This is a genomic window from Bacillus sp. FSL K6-1000 (genome assembly GCF_038630785.1).
GTDB classification, from domain to species: domain Bacteria; phylum Bacillota; class Bacilli; order Bacillales; family Bacillaceae; genus Bacillus; species Bacillus safensis.
On record NZ_CP152042.1, the window covers coordinates 2,727,301 to 2,749,640 of the forward strand.

Annotated in this window: 22 protein-coding genes, 1 pseudogene and 1 other annotated feature; of the genes and pseudogenes, 6 read left to right on the forward strand and 17 right to left on the reverse strand. The window is 40.5% G+C overall.

Translation table 11 applies throughout. From position 1 onward, the window contains the following. Window positions 1–40: 40 nt before the first annotated feature. From MHI46_RS14120 to MHI46_RS14145, 6 genes are all read right to left on the reverse strand, one after another. Window positions 41–1,540 (reverse strand): extracellular solute-binding protein, encoded by a 1,500-nt coding sequence (locus MHI46_RS14120; RefSeq protein ID WP_039180784.1) that lies wholly within the window; start codon window positions 1,538–1,540, stop codon window positions 41–43. Window positions 1,541–1,565: 25 nt separating this feature from the next. Next, window positions 1,566–2,426 (reverse strand): carbohydrate ABC transporter permease, encoded by an 861-nt coding sequence (locus MHI46_RS14125; protein WP_087976618.1) that lies wholly within the window; start codon window positions 2,424–2,426, stop codon window positions 1,566–1,568. A 219-nt stretch (window positions 2,427–2,645) separates the two neighbouring features. Then, window positions 2,646–3,398, reverse strand: coding sequence for an NAD(P)-dependent oxidoreductase (locus MHI46_RS14130; protein ID WP_099663555.1), 753 nt, complete (start codon window positions 3,396–3,398; stop codon window positions 2,646–2,648). Between the two features lie 47 nt (window positions 3,399–3,445). After that, complete coding sequence (locus tag MHI46_RS14135; protein ID WP_106025774.1) at window positions 3,446–4,348, reverse strand: alpha/beta fold hydrolase; 903 nt, start codon at window positions 4,346–4,348, stop codon at window positions 3,446–3,448. Between the two features lie 131 nt (window positions 4,349–4,479). After that, window positions 4,480–6,894 carry a leucine--tRNA ligase gene (gene leuS / locus MHI46_RS14140; RefSeq protein WP_039180797.1) on the reverse strand — a complete coding sequence of 805 codons (2,415 nt, stop codon included), beginning with the start codon at window positions 6,892–6,894 and terminating at the stop codon, window positions 4,480–4,482. A gap of 97 nt (window positions 6,895–6,991) precedes the next feature. Continuing rightward, window positions 6,992–7,213, reverse strand: a binding site (T-box leader). A 103-nt stretch (window positions 7,214–7,316) separates the two neighbouring features. Next, entirely contained in the window at window positions 7,317–7,646 is a 330-nt protein-coding gene (locus MHI46_RS14145; RefSeq protein ID WP_228280384.1) for a DUF4257 domain-containing protein, read from the reverse strand. Window positions 7,647–8,068: 422 nt separating this feature from the next. Between MHI46_RS14145 and MHI46_RS14150 the strand changes: the two genes are divergently transcribed. Continuing rightward, window positions 8,069–8,872 carry an STAS domain-containing protein gene (locus tag MHI46_RS14150; protein ID WP_039180805.1) on the forward strand — a complete coding sequence of 268 codons (804 nt, stop codon included), beginning with the start codon at window positions 8,069–8,071 and terminating at the stop codon, window positions 8,870–8,872. Between the two features lie 86 nt (window positions 8,873–8,958). Further along, window positions 8,959–9,657, forward strand: a complete 699-nt coding sequence (locus MHI46_RS14155) for a hypothetical protein (RefSeq protein WP_251180621.1) — start codon at window positions 8,959–8,961, stop codon at window positions 9,655–9,657. 59 nt (window positions 9,658–9,716) lie between these two features. Here MHI46_RS14155 and MHI46_RS14160 read toward each other — a convergent pair whose 3' ends face one another. Genes MHI46_RS14160 through MHI46_RS14185 form a run of 6 tightly spaced genes read right to left on the reverse strand, consistent with a single transcriptional unit; the run spans window position 9,717 to window position 14,177 of the window. Further along, a complete protein-coding gene (locus MHI46_RS14160; RefSeq protein ID WP_251180622.1) occupies window positions 9,717–11,027 on the reverse strand; it encodes an ABC transporter permease in 1,311 nt (436 codons plus the stop codon). Then, window positions 11,017–11,715 carry an ABC transporter ATP-binding protein gene (locus MHI46_RS14165; RefSeq protein ID WP_039180816.1) on the reverse strand — a complete coding sequence of 233 codons (699 nt, stop codon included), beginning with the start codon at window positions 11,713–11,715 and terminating at the stop codon, window positions 11,017–11,019. The genes MHI46_RS14160 and MHI46_RS14165 overlap by 11 nt, the downstream gene beginning before the upstream one ends. Before the next feature lie 21 nt (window positions 11,716–11,736). Further along, window positions 11,737–12,723: an ABC transporter permease subunit gene (locus MHI46_RS14170; RefSeq protein ID WP_251180623.1), complete on the reverse strand. Its 987-nt coding sequence runs from the start codon at window positions 12,721–12,723 to the stop codon at window positions 11,737–11,739. Then, window positions 12,717–13,595 (reverse strand): ABC transporter ATP-binding protein, encoded by an 879-nt coding sequence (locus MHI46_RS14175; RefSeq protein WP_041086754.1) that lies wholly within the window; start codon window positions 13,593–13,595, stop codon window positions 12,717–12,719. The genes MHI46_RS14170 and MHI46_RS14175 overlap by 7 nt, the downstream gene beginning before the upstream one ends. After that, a complete protein-coding gene (locus MHI46_RS14180) occupies window positions 13,588–13,980 on the reverse strand; it encodes a GntR family transcriptional regulator (protein WP_019743690.1) in 393 nt (130 codons plus the stop codon). Before MHI46_RS14180 ends, MHI46_RS14175 begins: the two co-directional genes overlap by 8 nt. A 17-nt stretch (window positions 13,981–13,997) precedes the next feature. Continuing rightward, window positions 13,998–14,177, reverse strand: a complete 180-nt coding sequence (locus tag MHI46_RS14185; protein WP_039180825.1) for a hypothetical protein — start codon at window positions 14,175–14,177, stop codon at window positions 13,998–14,000. Window positions 14,178–14,370: 193 nt separating this feature from the next. Here MHI46_RS14185 and MHI46_RS14190 point away from each other — a divergent pair. Further along, window positions 14,371–15,191: pseudogene (locus MHI46_RS14190) on the forward strand (IS1595 family transposase). A 34-nt stretch (window positions 15,192–15,225) separates the two neighbouring features. On the opposite strand, the gene MHI46_RS14195 reads toward MHI46_RS14190, so the two are convergent. Both MHI46_RS14195 and MHI46_RS14200 read right to left on the reverse strand, forming a co-directional pair. Next, entirely contained in the window at window positions 15,226–15,558 is a 333-nt protein-coding gene (locus tag MHI46_RS14195) for a hypothetical protein (protein WP_039183270.1), read from the reverse strand. 152 nt (window positions 15,559–15,710) lie between these two features. Further along, window positions 15,711–15,986: a YtzC family protein gene (locus MHI46_RS14200; RefSeq protein WP_039180834.1), complete on the reverse strand. Its 276-nt coding sequence runs from the start codon at window positions 15,984–15,986 to the stop codon at window positions 15,711–15,713. 152 nt (window positions 15,987–16,138) lie between these two features. Here MHI46_RS14200 and MHI46_RS14205 point away from each other — a divergent pair, with 152 nt between their 5' ends. After that, window positions 16,139–17,104 (forward strand): TIGR01212 family radical SAM protein, encoded by a 966-nt coding sequence (locus MHI46_RS14205; protein WP_017358356.1) that lies wholly within the window; start codon window positions 16,139–16,141, stop codon window positions 17,102–17,104. Continuing rightward, complete coding sequence (locus tag MHI46_RS14210; RefSeq protein WP_041086761.1) at window positions 17,101–17,673, forward strand: class I SAM-dependent methyltransferase; 573 nt, start codon at window positions 17,101–17,103, stop codon at window positions 17,671–17,673. Before MHI46_RS14205 ends, MHI46_RS14210 begins: the two co-directional genes overlap by 4 nt. Window positions 17,674–17,787: 114 nt before the next feature. On the opposite strand, the gene MHI46_RS14215 is transcribed toward MHI46_RS14210, so the two are convergent. Together MHI46_RS14215 and MHI46_RS14220 are read right to left on the reverse strand one after the other, a co-directional pair. Further along, the gene (locus MHI46_RS14215; protein ID WP_342502905.1) at window positions 17,788–18,867 is read right to left on the reverse strand and encodes a tetraprenyl-beta-curcumene synthase family protein; all 1,080 of its coding nucleotides are present in this window, start codon (window positions 18,865–18,867) and stop codon (window positions 17,788–17,790) included. Window positions 18,868–18,897: 30 nt separating this feature from the next. Continuing rightward, on the reverse strand, window positions 18,898–19,677 hold the full coding sequence (locus MHI46_RS14220) for an alpha/beta hydrolase (protein WP_024424906.1): 780 nt from the start codon (window positions 19,675–19,677) through the stop codon (window positions 18,898–18,900). A 45-nt stretch (window positions 19,678–19,722) separates the two neighbouring features. Here MHI46_RS14220 and MHI46_RS14225 point away from each other — a divergent pair, with 45 nt between their 5' ends. Continuing rightward, window positions 19,723–20,238 carry a gamma carbonic anhydrase family protein gene (locus MHI46_RS14225; protein WP_024426216.1) on the forward strand — a complete coding sequence of 172 codons (516 nt, stop codon included), beginning with the start codon at window positions 19,723–19,725 and terminating at the stop codon, window positions 20,236–20,238. A 142-nt stretch (window positions 20,239–20,380) separates the two neighbouring features. Here MHI46_RS14225 and asnB read toward each other — a convergent pair whose 3' ends face one another. After that, the gene (asnB, locus tag MHI46_RS14230; protein WP_073978707.1) at window positions 20,381–22,279 is read right to left on the reverse strand and encodes an asparagine synthase (glutamine-hydrolyzing); all 1,899 of its coding nucleotides are present in this window, start codon (window positions 22,277–22,279) and stop codon (window positions 20,381–20,383) included. Window positions 22,280–22,340 lie beyond the last annotated feature (61 nt).

Consider the following 22,340-nt stretch of genomic DNA (forward strand, 5'->3'; position numbering starts at 1 on the left):
ACACCCCCGCTTTTTTGCTTTGCGGGGGTGTTCCTATTGATCATTTTGATTTTTTAAAGGAAGCCTCATATTCTTCTATGATTTTATTCCCACCATTTGATTTCCATTTCTCTACATCTTTCTGAAATTGATCTTCACTGATGTCTCCAAGAATGAACTTATACGTCGCATCATCGATGATTTTCTTCAATTCGTTTCCACGCTCTGATGCTGTTTCTGAATACAGGCTTTCAGCAGGATTGGCAACGATGATGTTTTTATTGTCTTCTTCTAGCTCTTCATATTTAGAACGAACTGCATCCCCTTTATTTTTCAAGTAACGTTTATCAATTCCTACAAGACTGACAAGTGGCTGGACATCTGTCTGCCAGCCTTTCACTTGGCTTTCTTCCCTGACAAATGTATTTCCTTCTTCTTTCTTATAATGCTGGCCATCGATACCGTACGTCATGAGACCATACACATCTTCTTCAGCAATGCGGTCAAAGAAGGCCAAAATCCGCTTTAATTCTGCCTCTGATTTCACGCTTGTTTTAGGGAATGCGAAGATGCCATTATGACCACCTGATGCCCACACACGTTCTTTGCCATCTGGGCCTTTGATTCGGTTGATAATATCTACTTTCATGTTTTTATCTGTCGCATCATCTCGCAGGTTCACGGCATCTACCATATTTCCAACATAGATGCCTGCTTTTCCTTGTGAGAATAATTCCTGCTGCTGTGTTTTGCTTGTCACTGGGAAGTCTTTGTTGATATAGCCATTATCACGCAGCTTTTTCATGTATTTCATTGTATTCATATATTCATCTGTCATAAAGTCTGGCGTGAATTTCCCGTTTTCTTCTTTCCAGTCTGTAGGCATACCTTCATATGAACCAAGTGTTTTAAATGCTCCATAAATTAAATCGTTCCGATCCGTAAAGCCAATTGTATCCGCTTTTCCGTTTTGATTCGGGTCTTTTTCAGTAAAGGCTTTGGCTACTTCATATAGATCATCCAATGTTTTTGGTGTATCCAAATTTAAATTTTCAAGCCAATCCTTTCGAATGACAATCCCTTGTCTTGAAAGTGGTCTTTCTCTATAGATGCCATAAAGCTTGCCGTCTATAGAGGCGTTTTTATTAATCAGTTCGTTCATCTTACTTAAATTTGGATAATCCTTTAAATACGGACCGACTTCCCAGAACATGCCTGATCTGAACGCATTAATCGCAGACGAATTTTTAATGTCTTGAATCGTCACAATTTGCGGCAAATTCCCTGCTGCAAGTGCGGAATTTAACCGATCTTCCTTCACAGCATCAGGCACCCATGTAATATCAAGCTCTGTATTTGTGAGCTTCTCAATCTCTTTTAAAACGGAATCCTTCGGCGGCTGCTGATGATATAAAATTGCCATCCATGTCAGCTTTACCTTTTTGTCTAAATCAACCTTCTCATCTGATGAGTTTGCCCCTTTACTTGAACATGCTGACAAAATACCACTTGCTGCAAATAACAGGACAAACGCAATCAGCCATAATTTCTTTCTCCCCATAAGATCCCTCCGTTGTTCCATCATTTTAACCCTTTACAGAACCTAGTAATGCCCCTTTGTTGAAATGCTTTTGAATAAATGGATAGACAAGCAGAACCGGAATGGTCGCCACAACAATGACAGCCATTTTAATCGTTTGGTCTGGCGGTGGTGTGGATGAGCCCATATCCGACATATCTCCCTGCATTCCGCTTGAGACAATGACAATCTGTCTCAGCAGCACCTGAATCGGCCATTTCACTGAATCATTTAAATACAGAATGGCGGTCATATACGTATTCCAATACGTCACGGCATAAAAAAGTGAAATGGTTGCAATGGCTGGCAAAGAAAGTGGCAGCACAATTTTAAAGAAAATCCCTAAATCGTTACAGCCGTCCATCTTCGCTGATTCCTCAAGACTTGCCGGTATGTTTTGAAAAAAGTTTTTCAAAATGATTAAATTGAACGCATTGATTGCAACCGGTAGAATAAGTGACCAATACGTATCAAGCAGACCAAGTGTTTTCACCACAATAAACGTCGGAATCATACCTCCGCTAAACAGCATCGTGAAGACAACGAGAAACATCAGTGTTCTCCGGCCTTTTAGCTCCTGGCGAGACAGCCCGTATGCCATAAGCGAGGACAAAAACATGCTGACAGCTGTTCCAACGAGCGTCACAAGAATGGACACAATGAGGCTGCGATACACAATATCTGTAGAAAAAATGTATCGATATGCCTCTAAAGAAAACGTCGTTGGGAACAGGATAAACTTCTTCGTGATGACCTCTTCTACTGTTGCAAAAGAGGCGGCAATGACATGGATGAACGGAAGCACACATATTAATGCGAACATGAGTAGAAAAGAGTAATTAAATAAATTGAACAATCGGCCTTTAATAGAACGATCTATGTTCATCACGCCCTTTCTTTGAAAGCGTTATCATTTCAACTGAAAGTAAGCTGCAGCCTGTGACGATATCGTGATTAAAATGTAACAAACGAGGGAAGAAAGCGTCTATAATCATCTTGACAGTCCAACTGGAAAGATCATGTCAGCCGTGCTTTTATGCTCATGAAACAAAAGAATAGGATCATTAGCTCATGACATGATTATGCCCTATGTCTGATCATTTTCTCCAAGGAGTTCCGCCGTATTGACATCTGGTTTGTAGCCTAACTCCTGCTTCGTTTTCTCAGTAGACCACGGCTTTTCTTCATTCTCTGAGACAGCATAATAAGTTCCAAAGGGAATATCCGATTCAATCGCTGCCTTTGTCATACCTGCAAGATCCTCATGTGACAGCAGTGTTCTTTTTGTTCTTTGTTTTTTGTGTAATGCCTTCATTTCATCTGTTACAACTGTTCCAATCCGTAAATTGATGACAGACATTCCCGTTTGATCGTGGAACAAACGGCCCAGCTGTTCGGATGCAAATTTTAAAATGCCATATACATTTTTAGTCGCAGGCACATCGTCAGTTGTAATCTGCCATCCAAGTAAGGAGCGTCCATCCTCTTCATAACGATCCGTCACATGGTTGCTGCTTGCAAAAATGACTTTTCGTATGCCAAGCCGCGCGGCTGAACGAAACATATAATAGGTACTCCTCCAAAAAATATCAGTCATTTTTGCAAATTCTTCATGATCCATCACATCATGCGTCATGTCAATGTTTAGAAGATGCAAGATGACATCTGTATCCCGCGGAATTGCCTCATATACATTCTGTTCATTCGCTGCATCGGCTAAAATGACTCCTTCTACACAGCTCGTCAGATCAATAATCGTGACACTGTATTCAGTAGAGAGCGCTTTTGTTAAAAGGCGTCCAATTACACCGCACCCGCCAATGATGGTGATTTTTTTCATCTGTCTCCTCCTTTCTTTTGACGTAGTATGTCCAAGCGTTTTCTTGATTACAGCCACTTTTTCAAAAATCGTGTCGCCTCGTGACGCATAGCGGCTGTTTCAAAATGACCTGCATGAAGATGGGCAAGCTGATATCGTTCTTTCAATGAAGCAGCTTGATAGGTTTGACTCAATACCTTTTGAATCCTTCCAACGCCTTCAGCAGGCGTGAGCTGATCAAGTTTTCCAACTAAGCTTAAATGCGGTCTTGGAAAAATCATTTCTTGAATGTCCGCTGCTGTAAAATACTTTGCTAATCTCGGTACATAGTAATAAAAGCCATGCCTATCCAAATTGTTCGTTTCAATTAATGTATGATGATCCACCTGTGCGCAAAGATCAATACACACACTTACCCTCTCATCAAGTGCAGCCGTCCACCAGGAAAGGAGACCGCCCATTGACATCCCAAAGACAGCTAACCGGTCCGCCAGTACATCAGATCGAGATAGCAAATAATCAATCGCACACATGCTTTCATACAGCATCATGCCCCACATCACTTTTCCTGTTAAAAGCATTTCCTTAAAAATTTCACTTTCTGTTCTTCCCCTTCTCTCACCAAACCCTGCATGATCAATGGCCAGTACACTATATCCTTTTGACGTAAACTCTTTTGCATATGAAGGCGTTTGCAAATAATGAGCACCCTCTAACAGCTCTTCCTTCCCGTTGACATAATTACCGCCATGAGAGTGCTGAAACAGTACTACGGGTCTTTTTTTCACCGTATCCTTCGGTTTCACGAAATAAGCAGGGACTTCCTCTACGCCATTTATGGAGAGAATGAGTGTTTCCACTACATATGATTCACGTTCCTCCATTTTTAACGTATAAGCCTCCACGCGATGACGTTCTGGCATTTCTCCTAACAGACTGAGCAGTTGTTCACGTTTGTTTTCCTTTTCCATTGACGTCACTCCTCATTTTCTTGATCACCTGTTAAAATACGAGACCGATGCAGGAATCACCTTGTTTTCGACAAAATTATGTCCCGGGAAATAAAGAACACCCACCGGTTAAATACCGATGGGTGTCATCATTAGTTCGCAACAATATTGACAAGCTTCCCAGGAACCGCAATCACTTTACGAATGGTTTTCCCTTCCAGCTGTTCTTTTACTCGTGCATCATTTTTCGCAAGCTCTTCTAACTGCTCCCTTGTTGCATCAGCAGGAACGGTTAATTTTGCTTTCACTTTACCGTTAAGCTGTACGACAATTTCTACTTCATCGTCGACAAGCTTTGACTCATCATATTGAGGCCATGCTTCATAAGAAATAGACCCTTCATGACCAAGTTTATTCCAAAGCTCTTCTGCAAGATGCGGTGCAATTGGAGAAAGAAGCTTTACAAAGCCTTCTGCATATTCTTTCGGCAGTGTATCAGCCTTATAGGCATCGTTGATAAACACCATTAATTGTGAAATGCCTGTATTGAAACGCAAGCCTTCATAATGATCAGTTACCTTCATGACTGTTTCATGATAGCTGCGTTCTAATGCGCCGCCAGATTGCTCTGTCACTTTATCACTAAGTGAGCCATCTTCATTTGTAAATAGACGCCATACACGATCAAGGAAACGACGAGCGCCATCAAGTCCTGTTTCAGACCAAGCAATTGACGCATCTAAAGGTCCCATGAACATTTCATAAAGTCGTAATGTATCTGCACCATGAGATTCTACGATATCATCCGGGTTGACCACATTTCCTTTTGATTTACTCATTTTTTCATTGTTTTCCCCAAGAATCATGCCTTGGTTGAACAATTTCATGAAAGGTTCTTTTGTTGGAACAACACCGATATCATACAAGAATTTATGCCAGAAGCGTGCATATAGAAGATGTAGTACAGCGTGTTCTGCTCCGCCGATATACACATCAACTGGAAGCCATTTCTTCAGCTTCTCAGGAGATGCAAGCTCTTCTGAGTTATGAGGATCAATATAACGTAAGAAATACCAGCAGCTTCCTGCCCACTGCGGCATTGTATTCGTTTCACGGCGGCCTTTCTTACCTGTTACAGGATCTACAACCTCAACCCAGTCTTTAATATTGGCCAATGGTGATTCACCTGTACCACTTGGCTTAATCTCAGTCGTCTTAGGCAAGATCAGTGGAAGCTCTTCCTCTGAAACAGCTGAAGATGTTCCGTCCTCCCAATGAATGATTGGAATTGGTTCACCCCAGTAGCGCTGACGGCTAAATAGCCAGTCTCTTAAACGATATGTGACTTTCTTTTCACCTTTTTGATGTTCTTCAAGCCATGCAATCGCTTTTTCAATCGCCTCTTCTTTTCCTAAGCCATTTAGGAAATCAGAGTTAATGTGCTTTCCATCACCTGTGTAGGCTTCTTTTTCGATGTCTCCGCCTTCTACCACTTCTTTGATTGGAAGATCAAAGGTTTTGGCGAATTCATAATCACGTTCATCATGAGCAGGTACGGCCATAATCGCCCCTGTTCCATAAGTGGCTAACACGTAATCTGCAATCCAGATCGGCATTTTTTCACCATTTAACGGATTGATGGCATATGCCCCTGTGAAAATACCCGTTTTCGTTTTGGCAAGATCTGTCCGCTCTAAATCACTCTTCGATTGAATTTCTTTGATATATGCTTCGACTGCTTCTTTTTGAGTAGCTGATGTAATTTTTTCAACTAGTGCATGTTCTGGAGCAAGCACCGCATAAGTTGCACCAAATAGTGTATCAGGACGCGTTGTAAAAACCGTAAACTGTTCGTTATGCCCTTCTACTTCAAAATGAACATGAGCACCTTCAGAGCGTCCGATCCAGTTACGCTGCATATCTTTGATGCTTTCAGGCCAATCAATGTCCTCTAAATCTTCTAACAGCCTGTCCGCATATGCTGTAATCTTTAGCATCCACTGCTTCATAGGACGTCTTTCAACAGGATGGCCTCCGCGTTCACTTTTTCCATCAATGACTTCTTCGTTTGCAAGCACTGTGCCAAGCGCTGGGCACCAGTTCACTGGTACTTCATCGATATAGGCCAATCCTTTTTCGTACAATTTTAAGAAAATCCATTGTGTCCATTTGTAGTAATTCGGATCTGTTGTGTTGATTTCTCGATCCCAATCATACGAGAACCCTAGTGATTGAATTTGGCGGCGGAAGTTATTGATGTTCTCTTCTGTAAAGGCCGCCGGGTCATTCCCTGTATCAAGTGCATACTGTTCTGCCGGGAGACCAAATGCGTCCCATCCCATTGGATGAAGAACATCATATCCCTGCATACGTTTCATGCGTGATAAAATATCCGTTGCTGTATAGCCCTCAGGGTGCCCGACATGAAGCCCTGCTCCTGATGGATATGGAAACATATCAAGCGCATAAAACTTCGGTTTATCTTCCGAGTCAGATGTGGCGAATGTTTTATGTGTCAGCCAATAATCCTGCCACTTCTTTTCAATTTCCCGATGCTGAAAACTCAATGTGAAAACCTCCTTTAATATGTACGGCTTTATCTGCTTAGATGACCACTGCAAGAATTCAGATTTTTCTAAAATCAACAAAAAACCCTCATCCCTGGAAAGGGACGAGAGATTTTTTGGTTCCCGCGGTACCACCCTTGTTAGCGTAACATGCTGTTCGTACGCTCACTTAATATCTTTAACGCAGACATGCGACAGAAGCTTTAACGCAACTGCAACTCTGAGGCGAGTTCAGAAGCAGATTTGATTGACTTTCACCAGCCGTCAATTCTCTAAAGACAAATACTGCTTTCCTACTACTCCTCTTCACTGTTCTTATCGTAACCGTCATCTAAGTAGTATTTTATAGAATTATGATCATAAGTGCAAGCAGGTTTGTATACAATGGGAATGTACCCTAGACTAGGGTAAAGTAGAGGATATTATTCGTGTGGAGATCGGTTATGACGGCTGGAATCTGCATCCTGTGAACGCTGATCTCTTACAAAATCAAAGCTTCGCAGAACTGCTTCTCCTCCGTAACCTGAAATAATTGATAAGATGATCAAGTGCAGACTAGATTCGGGATTTGAGGATAAGACAAGCAGTGTAGCGGCAATCATCCCAACGAGCCAATCTTCAATAAACCCTAAGTAAATAAACTTTTTTGTCATTCTGGGCTTCTCTAGCCTGCCTTTTTTCTTTACGTGACCGAGAATGCCCATGACCCCTCCAATGGCGCAAGCAATAATGACTTGTTGCAGCATTTTCATCACCTTCCTAAAGCCCTTAGAATAGTAAAGCGACTTCAGGCTGTCCAGCCCCCTGTAATGCCATTCTGCTGTTCCGTCATAATCCATGTAAAAGGTCTATTCTCTCTAACGAAGAAAAAAAGCTTGTTTCTTCCATTATATGTGAATGACCTAAAAACAATCTTGATGCATTGGAATCATTTTTACCTAATCCATATTAACTATTTTTGTCATTTTATGAATGTTGAGTAATTGATTCCTTCTTTTTCTAATGAAAAGTCTCCTTACTTACTCTATTCTAATGGAGGACAAACTATGATGACAAATTTAACAAAGCGTTTGCAATCGTTGAAACAGAACATATGTTATGTTACGTTTATAAGGATTCATTTGGTTGAAAAGACAACCATTTGATATGTCTTATAGCAGCAAAGGAGGGTAATATGGTCAGCTCGAACATTTTCGGCTTGCAAAAACAGCTTGAACTCATCAAAAAAGCGCTGGATCATGCGCGCATCGGTGTTGTCATTACAGACCCTTCCTTAGAGGATAACCCTATCGTTTATGTGAATCATGGCTTTACACAAATGACTGGATACAAACCAGATGAGATTCTTGGGCGTAATTGTCGATTCCTTCAAGGAAAAGACACGGATCAAAAGCAGCTTGCTTTAATTCGTCATGGAATTCAAAACAAAACACCTATTACCACACAGCTAAAAAATTATAAAAAAGACGGCACTTTTTTTTGGAATGAACTCAATATAGATCCTCTATACATTGAACAAGATGACAAAACATTTTTCATTGGTTTTCAAAAGGATATTACGAAACAGAAAGAATATGAACAGCTCCTAGAAGATTCCTTACAGGAAGTCACCTCTCTTTCGACGCCAATCGTCCCAATCAAAAATGGTGTATCTGCCCTTCCGCTTATCGGAAAATTATCTGAAGAGCGCTTTGATGCCATTGTCGCTAAGTTAACCTGTATATTAGATGATTCAAAGGATGATTATTTAATTGTCGACCTTTCTGGTTTAATCGAAGTCGATGATTCCGTCGCAGCACGTATTTTCAAACTGCATCATCTTCTCAATCTAACGGGAACCGAACTAATCATCACTGGAATCAAACCGCAGCTTGCGATGAAAATGAAAGACCTCGATACAGATTTCCAGAATACGATCACTTATTTGACAGTAAAAGAAGCCATAAAAGGATTACCATTAGCTGAAAACCCTGTGTAAACAGGGTTTTTTTATTTGAACTGGTCCCCAAAATGGAAAAATGAGGTATGATAGGTGTAAATAGCAATTTAGGGGGGCTGGTAGATATGTTGTTACTCATCATAGGTCTTTTATGTATCTGTTTTGCCATCGGATATGCCGTCAATTTCTTCTTACTCAAACGCAAGAACGAGCTGATTTTTTCAAAGAAACTTTTTTATCCTTTTTTGATCATTGGTCTCTTCTTTTCCATTATGTCATTACCGCTTGCTGCTGCAAATTCACCAAAAGCACAAGCCGATCCATCTTCCGAACAGCTTTTAAAGGATCAAAAGGAGCTCTCAGCTGACATTTCGAGCTTAAAAGCTGATAAAGAGTCGCTTACCTCCTCTTTAGAAGACGCGAAGAAGGAAAAAGAAAAGCTGGAAAAAAAGCTAGAAACGATCACCTCAGAAAAAGAAACGGTCAAACAGCAAGAAAAGACCATTCAATCGCTTGAAGAGAAAATAGACAAGCTTACCTCCAACAATGAAACACTCAAACAAGAAAACAAGAATAGTAGCAGCGATACGAAGTCTTCCACCGTCCAGCGCTCTGCTCCTAAAGATGAAGGAAAAAACACAGGCGGTCATGAATCACAAAAGGAAACAAAAAAAGAATCAGCTGCCTGTAACATTAAAGGGAGTGTCAACGGTATTTATCACACACCAAGCAGCAGATACTACTCTAGAACAAAGAATGTAGCCAAAATGTTCTGCTCCGTAGAAGAGGCTGAGCGTGCCGGATACAGGGCACCTAAGCAATAGCGATGTTTGATTAAAAAGAACCTCCTGAGTGCCCAATCGGGTTTTCAGGAGGTTCTTTTTTAGATTTCTCTTCTTAAAGCTGCTAATACATTCGTTTTTGTTGCCTTACGTGCCGGGTTCAGCCCTGAGATGATCGCTACCCCTGCGCTGATCACTGTTGCTGTAATCACAAGGCTGAGTGGAATATATGAAAAAGTAATCGAGAATTGATCACTTGATCCTCCCTCAGACATGGATGATAAAATGGCTGGGATGATTAAATTAACGGCGAAACTAATGATATATGAGATGATAATACCGATGATTGATCCGATGACTCCAATATAAGCACTTTCCATTAGGAACATTCGCTTGATAATGGATGGATTCGCGCCAATGGCTTTCATAATCCCAATCTCTTGTGTTCGCTCTGTTACCGCCATGGTCATCGTATTGAAAATACCGATGGCAGAAATAATGACTGCAATACATCCGACAAAAATAAGTCCAATTTTGAAGACTGTAAAGAACATAGCCATTCCTTCTAGCTGATTCGTCACAGAGATGACTTGGTAGCCCTCATCTGTTAGTTTATCCGTGAGTGCACCGACATTGTCGAATTTATCTGCATAAACAGAGGTCATTTTCTCGACATTTCCTGCTTCAGGAGACAGGTCGAGTATTTGGCCAAATTCTTTTTCATAAGCATTCGGAATCAGAATTTTATGATCCTCCTGCCACTCCAAATTCGGCTTTTTCAAAACACCTACTACACGGAAATCAAATGTTTTTTCTTTAACGACTTCATCTTCTTCATTTAGTTTTGGCACTTTGATTTGAATCACTTTATTTAAAATATCTTTCGTGTAGCCTTTAGGCTCCTTCGGTGTTTCTTCCCCATTTGACGTCTGGTTTAATTCTTTTTCATAGGCTTCGCGTTCTTTTTTTGTCCACAGTTGCTGCGCCATATGATACCCAACCACAATTTCGTTCGCTGACGTTGGGACTTTTCCTCGGTCTAGTTCAAGCCCTGCTTCTTTTTCTTCTTTCATATCGGTTAAAGCAGCATGTGTTTCACTTGAACGGTCATCGAGCTCGACGTTAACCAATGGAATGATCGATGTTCTTGAGACGACAGATTTCACATGATCATATTTCTTTAAATCATCAATCTTGACGTCTCCTTTTTCTTTTCCTAACACTTTAATTTCTGTGATGATTTGCTGCTTCATAATTTCATCTTGAGCTGATTTTTGCAAACCAAAACCGACAGAAGCTAAAACGATTAAGAAAGAGCATGCCATTGTCGTTGCAAGAATGGTCATAAACACACGCAATCTATTTTTCTTCATATTTCTTCTAATGAATTTGACCTGATCTCTAAATTTCAATGGACTGTTCCCCTTTCTTTAATACACCATCGTGAAGCTGGAACGTTGTGTCTGCGATTGAAGCGACTTCATCGTCATGTGTAATGATGACAAATGTAATTCCTTTTTCACGATTGAGCTGCTGGATAAAGGCTAGAATTTCTCCTTCAGTTTCTGAATCGAGACTCCCTGTAGGTTCATCCGCTAAAATAATAGATGGATTTAAAATCAAGGCTCTTGCAATACTCACACGCTGCTGCTGTCCGCCTGACAGCTCATTTGGGTAATGTCCTGCGTGATGTTCAAGACCTACTCGTTTCAGCATTTCTTTTACTTTCTCTTTTCGTTCAGACGGCTTCACACCTTTTAAAGTGAGCGGAAGTTCAACATTCTCATACGTTGTTAAGCTCCCAATCAACTGAAAGCTTTGAAAGATAAAGCCAAAGTGATCTAAGCGAAAGTCTGCCCATTCTTTTTCATTAAAGCCAGTCACATTGGTGCCATCAATGGTAATTTGTCCACTCGTTGGCGTAATATAACCTGATATTAAGTTCAACAAAGTCGATTTCCCTGAACCACTTCGTCCAACAATACAAGCAATATCGCCTCTTTTAATGGACAGGTCAATCCCTTTTAGTACAGGAATTTCATTTTCCCTGCCTTTTTTACCAATTTTAAATACATGATCTAATGCTTGAATCTGAATCATCTCTACTCCCCTGCTCTCTGTTTATCTTTTTCGATAGATTAAGAAATAACTCGTTAGTGCGCCCACAGCTCCACCGATGAGCATGCCAGCAATATAACCAAATATGGAATTGTCTGAAGAAAATCCAACCCAGCCAAATCCTAGAACTCCGAAGACAATGACCATAATTTGAATTGGTCGATCGATCTTTTGATAAAGAAAGAAGCGGCCATTTCGTTCAATTGGATGTTTTATAAAGCTAATTAAGCCAATTAGATAGAACAGAACCATCATGACAATAGGTATAATGATTTTTTCGCCTGAGAACCAAAAAGGATAATCAGATCGGAAAGGTTCATCTATAATATAGTTGATTGGAGACATAGGCGATATCAAATAAGCGAAGCTCTTATCTAACCAACTTCCACTTGTCTTTATAATAAAATCTAAATGAACAAGCGGTAATCCGATCACTAAAAAGGGTAAAATAGCTGTGCTAAACCCAACGATTGCTTGCGCAATGGAACTTCCGGTTAAAGTACCCGCTGCAAAAAATAAACTATAAAACATCAAGGAGGACACAAGCGAAATGACATAACCGCTATGAAAGCCAGGTGTCTCTAGTGGGTTAAGTCCTAAAATAAGTAAATAAGTAAGAACATAAGAAACGGCATGAACGACTGCAATGATTCCAGCACCTAAGAAGAACTTAGTATGATAGATCGAGCTTCTGCTAAATGGCAAGGATAAGGTAAAATCCATCTGCCCTTTATTTCTCTCAAATCCAAGCTGAATGACAGCAAAGAAGAGTCCCATTAACCAGGAAAGGGAAAGAAAAACATCTGTTTTAAAGATATAAGAAAAGCGTGGTGAATCCGTAATACACTCTGTATCATTTAGACATGTTTGAAAAGACGAATATTCCATTAAGAATAAAAAGGGCGTCGCAAGCGCAGCAACAATCATCACTAAAATGAATGTCAGCTCAGACTGCTTCCACTCCTTATATAATAATTGCCGCTTTACCATCTGCGTTTCCCTCCAAACTTTGCAATGAATACTTCTTCTAAATTCACAGGCAGTTCATGCCATACTTTTGGCTTTAGTGACTTCAAGTACTCTTTAGCCTCCACGTCGGTTTTAAGAACAAGCGCTGTATAGAAAACGCCCGCTTGATCCAAAATCGCAACGCCATTTTTACGAATACTTAAGTTCATATCTTCTTCAAAGGCCATTTGGATTTTGACATAGTCATCCTTTAATTCATCTAAATCCATGACACTTGTGAGTTCATTTCCTTCTAAAAATCCGATTCGATTACACATACGCTCAATGTCTTCTAAACGGTGAGATGTAATGAGAATCGATGTTTCACGTTCTGCCACTTCGTCGATCATGAGCTGAAGCACATCATTTCTTGTCACAGCGTCGATTCCATCAGTCGGCTCATCCAATAAAATGACCGCTGGTTTGATCGCAAAGCTTAAAATGAGCGACAGCTGTTTCTTTAATCCTGTCGACAATTCACGATATTTCACTTTTTCCGGAATTTCATACCGGTTCACAAGCTCATTGGCATAAGTTACATCAAATCTCGGATAAATATGCTTTAACAGCTGGACAAGCTGTCCGTAATTGTATCTGTCAAAGAATGGATTCACGACTGGCATAAACACAATATTTTGCTTCACTAGAGGGTGGTCTTTCACCAGCACGTCTTTAAAATAAATCTCTCCTTCATCCGGAAGAAGAATTTGCTGTATCAATCGGAGAAGCGTTGTTTTTCCAGAGCCATTCCGCCCTAACAGACCGAAGATCTCACCTTTTCCTATTTTGAAGGAAACGTCACTGAGGACTTGGCGTCCATTTAAAGTTTTTGATACATTTCTGACCTCAATCAACTTGTTTTCCTCCTTTAAGACTTGAGCCGATCTCTTCTAGCCATTCCTTCAGTTGATGAATATCAATACCGGCATAATGAGCTTCTATGATGAGTTGTCTTAACTGTTCTTTCATCTCGAGCACCTTCCCTTCATTCAGCTTTAACTGAGCACCTTCTGTTACATACGTACCACGGCCTCTCAGTGTTTCAATAATCCCTTCCCGTTCAAGTTCTTTATACGCTTTGCTCACGGTGTTTGGGTTGGCAATAATAATGGTGGCGAGCTCTCTGACAGAGGGCAGTTTGTCACCTGGCTTCATCACGCCTTTTAAACATAAAATTTTGAGCTGCTCAATGATTTGTTCATATATTGGCGCAGCGCTTCTTGGATCTATTTGGATCATGATGGCTCCCTCTTTCCTCATTCATGCTTTTGCAGTCCTATCGCTTGTTCATGTCCTTGCATTAAAGGGACCGAATTGGGTATCAAATCTTTTTGAACTTCAAAACCAATGAAAACGAGAACGAAAAAAAATGTACATGCTAACGCAACAGCCAGCACCATCCACTTCAAATTGATTGGCTTTTTTTCTTTTTTCATGGTTGAACACCTTTCTTCACTTTTTAAGTGTCTGTAGTGTATTAGTTGATGTAGTACACTTAATACAATATAGACACTTAATTGAAAAGTCAAGAGACTCTAGAAAAAAATAGGCTGTTTTCGTAAAGATTGTTGCTCTCTTGATTATACTGTTAAAAGGTTGTTACAGTGGGCATTCGGGAGGCGTTTAAGTATGTGGGAAAATGTTTATGAAGAGTTCAGCAATTTAACCAAATCAGAGCAATTAGCCTTGTTTAACGTAATGAAACAAGTTCCAGACGAACCAGATAAAATGACGAAACTACTTAAAAGCATCCGTGAAGCCAGATTTGCTTCTGGTTTATGGTTGAGGGTTATACTCTACCCAAAATTGCTGAACGCCTTAAAATACAAATTTCCACCGCATTTTATTGGAGACATAAAATCTTGAACGCATCAGGCGGTTTCGGATTTAATCAACTATAAGGTATCGTTGAAAGTGATGAAACTTTCTTTCGTGGGTCTATGAAGGGGCGAGAAATCACCCATAGAAAAGCCAAAAAGCGTGGAGAAAATGACGAAAAGAGAGGTAATTCTAACCTTAAAATTGCTGTTGTCGTAGCACAAGACCGTAATGGAAGTGTAATTGCTCGTAAGGCAGGAACAGGTCGTGTTAAATCAGAAGGGTGAGTATATTCACCCTTCTGATTTGCTATGCACTGATACAGCAACAAATTATAAAAAGTTCGCCAAGATAACAGGATTACAACATGAACAGTCAATGAGCGTCAAAAACAGCGTGTAGAGAAGGGGATTTACCACATTTAACACGTTAATAATTTTTCATAATCGCCTGTAAAAGTGGATGGAGCGTTCTCAAGGAGTTGCGACAAAATATTTGACAACTACCTCTACTGGTTCCGATGGCTTGATAAGGAAAAGAATTTAGCATTTGAAAAACGAGTAGAGCAAAGGCTTGTTTTAGCGTGTCAAAAATCTAATTATAGTACAGTTGAGATGTTGAGAAGTGCATAATAAAAGACCCCAATATTAAGGCCTCTACAAGGTTTTAATTAGATACTATTACTTGGTTTTTGGACTTGCTTTTGAACAGGATTAGCACCCACCATACTAATAAAAATATATAGCCTATAACTGTATAGATAGACCAAACTGCCCCCTGTTGCAATTGACTAAATAAGTGTTCAAATTCATTCATTCCTTCTACTCTACCAATGCTATTTATCAGGCTAATAATCGGAATTGTAACAGTAAATACAATGGTTAGAATGGACAATCCCCTATGTTTATTTTTCACAACACTGAATATTGCAGTTCCAAATGTTGCTAAGAAAAACAAGTAATATAATGCCCAAAACCAATTAGGAAGGGTCTCCAACATTTTTTCTACCCCCTTGATTAAAGATATTTGCAATTTCTTTATATAACATATTTTAACAGAATAAAAACCAATTACAAATATATGTCCAAAAACAGCAATCTTTGCGAAAACATCCAAAAAATAAAACAGACCCTTTAAGAAGGATCTGTTCATTAAACGTTATCGTAAGAAATCCCTAAAATCATTTGGTTTTGCAAGCTCTGAATTTGAACACGCGCCCTGTCTAACCGTTCTCTTTGCTGGTCATTGGCGACATCTTTTAATTTTTCTAATTCGTTGACCGTATTCTCAAGCATGAGCTGTGCTTTAGAAAATTCTTCCTCATTATAATGTTCCTGTCGTGAGCTCAAATCAAATTGCTCACTTGCAAACTCAAGGGTTTCCGTACTTTTTTGGATAAATTCATCGATCGACTGCCTTGTTGCCATCTTACATTCCCTCCATTTCATCATCGCTCCCGCCTATTTTGCCCATATAAAGCTTTTTCACTAAAGAAAATGTTGGACAGATTCAATTGTCCTCCTTCATGATTTTTGTTAAACTTTAAGGATGCCTATTATTACGCAAGGAGGTTACTGACTTGGATCAGCATAACCCTTTTTTATATTCAAACAGCGAAAAACGTTATCACACATGGAACTACCATTTACGTGAACATTTTGGTCATAAAGTATTTAAAGTAGCCTTAGACGGCGGCTTTGACTGCCCAAACCGTGATGGTACCGTAGCCCACGGCGGCTGTACATTTTGCAGTGCCGCTGGTTCTGGTGATTTTGCAGGAAACCGGGCTGATGATCTCATCACTCAATTTAATGAAATCAAAGACCGGATGCATACAAAATGGAAAGACGGAAAATACATGGCGTATTTTCAGGCGTATACAAACACACACGCGCCGCTTCCTGTCCTAAAAGAAAAATATGAAACCGTCATGAACCTAGATGGTGTCGTAGGTCTATCCATTGCAACAAGACCTGACTGTCTACCGGATGACGTAGTGGAATATTTAGCCGAATTAAACGAACGCACTTACCTATGGGTAGAGCTCGGTCTTCAAACGGTACATGAACGGACAGCTATGCTCATTAACCGTGCTCATGATTATGAATGCTACGTTGAAGGTGTAGAAAAACTGCGAAAGCACGGAATTCGTGTCTGCTCGCATATTATCAACGGATTGCCTCTTGAGAACCGGGACATGATGATGGAAACAGCAAAAGCTGTTGCGGATTTAGATGTGCAAGGAATAAAAATTCATTTACTTCACCTTTTAAAAGGGACCCCAATGGTCAAGCAATATGAAAAAGGAAAGCTTGAGTTTTTAAGCCAGGAGGAATATGTTCAGCTTGTTTGTGATCAGCTGGAGATTCTTCCGCCAGAAATGATTATTCATCGTATTACAGGAGACGGCCCAATTGAATTAATGGTTGGTCCAATGTGGAGTGTAAACAAGTGGGAAGTACTAAATGCCATTAATGCAGAGCTCGAAAGACGTAACAGCTACCAAGGGAAACGTTTCGTCAGATTGGAAGAAGCAGCAAAATGATTTTGAAACGCATGCTTCCTTTTAGTAAAGAGCTGTTAGAACGCGCGTGTCAAAAAGGCGACATCGTCATAGATGCCACAATGGGAAACGGACACGATACACTCTATTTAGCTGACCTTGTAGGAACTGATGGACAAGTGTTTGCATTCGACGTGCAAGAGGAAGCCTTGCAGCAGACAAGCAAAAGACTTGGCGATCAATATCCTTACGTTCACCTGATCCATGATGGACATGAAAAACTGGCGGATCATCTGCCGAAGGATGTTTATGGACATATATCTGGTGCAGTGTTTAACCTTGGGTATCTGCCTGGAGGCGATAAAGCCGTTACCACTCAGGCGCATACAACCATTGAAGCGATTAAACAGCTCCTCGAATGGCTCAAACCCGGAGGACTGATCGTCCTTGTGATCTACCATGGACATCCCGAAGGTAAAAGAGAAAAAGAAGTGCTTCTCGACTATTGCAGATCACTGTCTCATGAAGAAGTACAAGTTTTATCATATCAATACATGAATATTCAAAACGACCCGCCTTTTGTGGTCGCCATTGAAAAAAAGCTAAAATGATGTGCATTTTAGCTTTTTTCTTTTCAGCATGATAGAAAACCTTTGCAGACCTGACACCGAACGCGATGGTTTGTCTACACGCTGAAGCTCAAATCCTAATGGATTTGAGCTTTTTTATGATGATTTCATCCAAGGCATTTTCTGATAGGTCCGATAGGCTCTTCCGTTAATATAGAAAAAGAACGATGTTTTCCCGCTTGATTTGATCAGCCTTTTTGCCAGCTTGTTCATCTCTTTTTGGGCTGTCACTTTTTCATCGGACAAATAGACCGCGAGTAATCCTCTGTTAATCAATTTGTGAAAGTTCTCATGCGGAATGCCTTTCAGCTGCTCATCTGCTTTTTCGATAAAATGCTGTAGTCTATCCATCATCTCATGATGAGAGTCATAGTATGAGCAAAAGTTCAGATCTCCCCCAAGCCGGTCCTCTTCTTGGTCAATTAAATAATCGAGTAAAATGTGCAGACCTTGAATATAAGGGAAATAGCTTTCGTAAATTTGCTTCGCCTGCTTTTCTGTAAAATCAGGCTGCAGCGCATACGCCACAAGACAGAATATCCCTAACGTTGATCCCGCACAAGCTGAAAACTCATACCATTCCATCTTCGGCAAATCCTTTTCATATTGGCGGAACCACGACTCTAGCCTTGGCACACGCTCATGAGGAACAACGTGCTTATGTACTTGCAGATCACTATAGTAATCACACAGCGTATGTAAATATGGCTGAATGATTTGATAATGCTCAACGCGCGTAAGCACGTCTTGACATGTGCGGACAAGCGCATGTAAGTATCCATGATCCTCTTGATCCTCACGGAATTGATAATATGGCTTGAGCTCAGCATGAATATCAAGCGCATCTCTCATCGCTTGATGCAGCATATGAAAATCCTTTGGATCAAGCGACGTGCTGCGGTCACATAGGTTATCTAAGTAATCACTGATGGTTTGATATGCCACGATGAATTCAATACACGTTTCTTTCTCTTCACCTGCTAGAAGAGATAAAATACCTCCGCCTTCACAGTGAAACGTTTTACTAGATATGCTCGCTAGTGCCTGCGTTCTCAGTTCTTCATTTTCAATCATTTCTGCATGAGCCCGCCACTTTTTCAGCTCCTGATGAACAAGCGGAAAAATATCTTTATACACCTTTGTCATCAGTGCAAAAGGACGCTCTGGTACTGACAAATCACTCCACCCCCAACTTAAAGCTCGCAATCAAATATATTGATCTGTAAAGGCTCTTGCCGCCTTGAACACATCTTCTCTTTCCGGTTCATTAAAAATTTCGTGATACAGCTCTTCCCATTCACGGTATGATTTATTGGTTGATTCTATGCCATTGAACCATTTGATCACCCTTGTTTTATCGACGATCTTATCATCACCCGCCTGCATTAAAAGGAGCGGGATCGATTTAAAGACATTCGTCGGCTGCATCGCCGCATCGATATTTTTGATCAGCTCTCGATACCAGCGAACCGACACCTTTGTCACGTAAAGAGAATCATTTGAGTCTGCCTCAATGACCGCTTGATTTCGTGTCGCTAGTTCAATCGACAGCCCTGACTCCACTTTAAAAGACGGTGCCAGCACATTTAGACCTTTTGACGCAAAATCCATCAGCTTCTTCGGTTTAAATTGCAGACCTAAACAAGGTGATGATAAAATAAGGCCATTCAACTTCGTATGGGTATACTGCTTCATCCACTCAATTGAAATGAGTCCACCCATACTGTGTCCAAGTAAAAATGTAGGAAGCCTGAATGATTTCGCATGTTCAATCCATTCATCGACTGTATCAATGTATTCTTGAAATGAACGAATGTGGCCTCGCGCACGTGTCGATGTGCCTTGCCCAGGCAAGTCACCCATGACGACGTGATAGCCTGCATTCCGCCACATTTCAATCAGCCATTTATATCGGCCGTGATATTCACTCGCACCATGTACAATCACAATTGTACCAACTGGTCTTTCAGCATGCCAAGTCCACAAAGTAAACACCTCACAAATGTTGTATTAAGAAAGGAAGTCGAAAAAGTGATTTATCCATATCATCAGTTTACACCTGAGATTCATGAATCGGTCTTTGTCGCAGATAACGCCACCATTACCGGTGATGTCACAATTGGAGAATATTCGAGCGTGTGGTTCCAAACTGTCATCAGAGGCGATGTGGCACCTGTGAGAATTGGAAAGAACGTCAACATTCAAGATTTATCGTGCCTGCATCAAAGTCCTGGAAAAACACTTCTTATTGAAGATGGTGCTACCATTGGACACCAAGTCACATTACATAGCTCAATCATTCGAAAAAATGCCCTCATTGGCATGGGGTCCATCATTCTCGATGGTGCGGAGATCGGCGAAGGCGCCTTTATCGGTGCAGGAAGTCTTGTCCCTCAAGGAAAGGTCATCCCAAAAGGATCACTCGCTTTTGGCCGTCCAGCCAAAGTCGTTCGGCTGTTAACAGATGAAGATATTCAAGACATGGACCGAATCCGCAGAGAATATGTAGAAAAAGGACAATACTATCGTTCCCTTTTATCTCGTTAACATCATACGTGTATCTTCACTTTATCATGTTTTTTTCAGGATATTAAGCAATAACTATGAACCGCTTGTTATTTTACCCTTTTCCGCCACTTTCTATCATGACAAAAAAGGTTTTCAGCACAAAGCTGAAAACCTTTTTTCATTAACTGAAGATGACTTCTTTTGGTTGATGATTCAATTGCTCTGGATCAATACTGCGCTCCACATAAATGCTGTGCCAAATCATAAAGATCAGAACGGTCCAAATCTTACGGCTATGATCTGCTTTACCTGCACAATGTTCATTTAATAAATCAAGCACATACGCTTTGTTAATATATTCGTCCGTTTGACTGTTTTTAATGATGTCTTTCGCCCAAGCGTTCATCTCATTTTTCAGCCAATGACGAATTGGAACAGGGAAGCCCAGCTTCTTGCGGTTTAACACGTGGTCAGGCACAATGCCTTCTGCTGCTTTACGCAATAAATATTTCGTTGTGCCATCTTTTGTTTTCAGCTCTTCTGGAATTTTAGAAGCCGCTTCAAATACGACCTTATCAAGGAATGGAACACGAAGCTCAAGAGAATTCGCCATTGTCATCTTATCTGCTTTCAATAAGATGTCACCGCGCATCCACGTATGAATATCAACATATTGCATTTTGTTAATATCACTGTAGCCTGCACTTTCCTCAAAGTATGTCTTCGTCACATCACGATACGTAATGTTCGGATCATACTGCTTTAAGAGGTTTTTCTTTACTGGCTCTTCAAAGATTTTCGCATTACCGATATAACGCTCCTCTAATGGTGTACAGCCGCGGACGATAAAGCTTTTTCCTTTCATTCCTTCTGGCATTAAGCGCGCCAGACGAAGAAGAAGCTTTTTCAGCATAGATGGAACAGATTCAAATGGTTTAAGAGAAAGCGGCTCACGGTAAATATTATATCCACCGAACAGCTCGTCTGCTCCCTCACCAGAAAGAACAACCGTCACTTGTTTCTTCGCTTCCTTTGCCACGAAGTACAATGGAATCGCCGCTGGATCAGCTAAAGGATCATCTAAATGCCAAACAATTTTCGGAAGCTCATTCATATATTCCTCAGGAGAAATCACAGCACTGAAATTTTGTAAGCCCAGCTTATCAGCCGTTTCCTTCGCCACATCAACTTCACTAAAGCCATCCTGCTGGAAGCCAACAGAAAACGTCTTCAGCTCAGGATGAAATTCCTTTGCGACAGATACGATGAAAGAAGAATCGATACCACCTGATAGGAATGAACCAACAGGTACATCACTTCTCATATGAATTTTCACAGAATCATAGATTGCATCGCGGACTTCTTCAATCAGCTTTTGTTCTTGTGTTTGCTCAGGCTTGAATTGAACTTTCCAGTAAGTCTTAAATTCAATCTCCTGCCCTGGGCGTAAAGTAAACTGATGACCTGGCTCTACTTTGTGCACCTTTTGATCAAGTGTATTTGGCTCAGGTACGAACTGGAATGACATGTATTGCTGTAAGGATGTCTCATCAAATAAAATGTTCTCGTTCACTGCCATCAAGCTTTTGCGTTCAGACGCGAAGTACACTTGCTCATCCATTTGTGTAAAATAAAGCGGTTTGATGCCAAAAGGATCTCTTGCGCCATATAATAATTGCGCTTCTTTATCCCAAATTAAAAATGCAAACATGCCGCGAAGCTTTGAAGCCGCTTCTTCTTTATAATGACGGTATGTGGCAAGAAGTACTTCCGTATCTGAATCTGTGCTGAATGTATAGCCTTTTTTCAGAAGCTCTTCCTTCAGCTCCACATAGTTATAAATTTCTCCGTTGAAAATAATCCAGTACTTTTCATCTTCATAAGAAAGCGGCTGCTTTCCATGCTCAACATCTATAATACTTAAACGTCTAAATCCAAATCCTACATGCTCATCATGAAAGTAACCCTCATCATCCGGACCGCGATGAACGATGAGACGATTCATTTGTTTAATTAGCTCTTCCTGTTCAGTAGTTTCGGACAATGGACGGTGATTAAATACACCAACAAACCCACACATATTATTGCCTCCACGTTATGTTATTTCTTAAAAGTAGACCTATAATTAGACAGTATTTTGT

Excerpts from the sequence above, each read along its gene's own strand:
- MHI46_RS14120 (WP_039180784.1), bottom strand. The coding sequence starts at position 1,540 with ATGGGGAGAAAGAAATTATGGCTGATTGCGTTTGTCCTGTTATTTGCA.
- MHI46_RS14130 (WP_099663555.1), bottom strand. The coding sequence starts at position 3,398 with ATGAAAAAAATCACCATCATTGGCGGGTGCGGTGTAATTGGACGCCTT.
- MHI46_RS14135 (WP_106025774.1), bottom strand. The coding sequence starts at position 4,348 with ATGGAAAAGGAAAACAAACGTGAACAACTGCTCAGTCTGTTAGGAGAA.
- MHI46_RS14145 (WP_228280384.1), bottom strand. The coding sequence starts at position 7,646 with ATGAAAATGCTGCAACAAGTCATTATTGCTTGCGCCATTGGAGGGGTC.
- MHI46_RS14150 (WP_039180805.1), top strand. The coding sequence starts at position 8,069 with ATGGTCAGCTCGAACATTTTCGGCTTGCAAAAACAGCTTGAACTCATC.
- MHI46_RS14155 (WP_251180621.1), top strand. The coding sequence starts at position 8,959 with ATGTTGTTACTCATCATAGGTCTTTTATGTATCTGTTTTGCCATCGGA.
- MHI46_RS14165 (WP_039180816.1), bottom strand. The coding sequence starts at position 11,715 with ATGATTCAGATTCAAGCATTAGATCATGTATTTAAAATTGGTAAAAAA.
- MHI46_RS14170 (WP_251180623.1), bottom strand. The coding sequence starts at position 12,723 with ATGGTAAAGCGGCAATTATTATATAAGGAGTGGAAGCAGTCTGAGCTG.
- MHI46_RS14180 (WP_019743690.1), bottom strand. The coding sequence starts at position 13,980 with ATGATCCAAATAGATCCAAGAAGCGCTGCGCCAATATATGAACAAATC.
- MHI46_RS14185 (WP_039180825.1), bottom strand. The coding sequence starts at position 14,177 with ATGAAAAAAGAAAAAAAGCCAATCAATTTGAAGTGGATGGTGCTGGCT.
- MHI46_RS14195 (WP_039183270.1), bottom strand. The coding sequence starts at position 15,558 with ATGTTGGAGACCCTTCCTAATTGGTTTTGGGCATTATATTACTTGTTT.
- MHI46_RS14200 (WP_039180834.1), bottom strand. The coding sequence starts at position 15,986 with ATGGCAACAAGGCAGTCGATCGATGAATTTATCCAAAAAAGTACGGAA.
- MHI46_RS14210 (WP_041086761.1), top strand. The coding sequence starts at position 17,101 with ATGATTTTGAAACGCATGCTTCCTTTTAGTAAAGAGCTGTTAGAACGC.
- asnB (WP_073978707.1), bottom strand. The coding sequence starts at position 22,279 with ATGTGTGGGTTTGTTGGTGTATTTAATCACCGTCCATTGTCCGAAACT.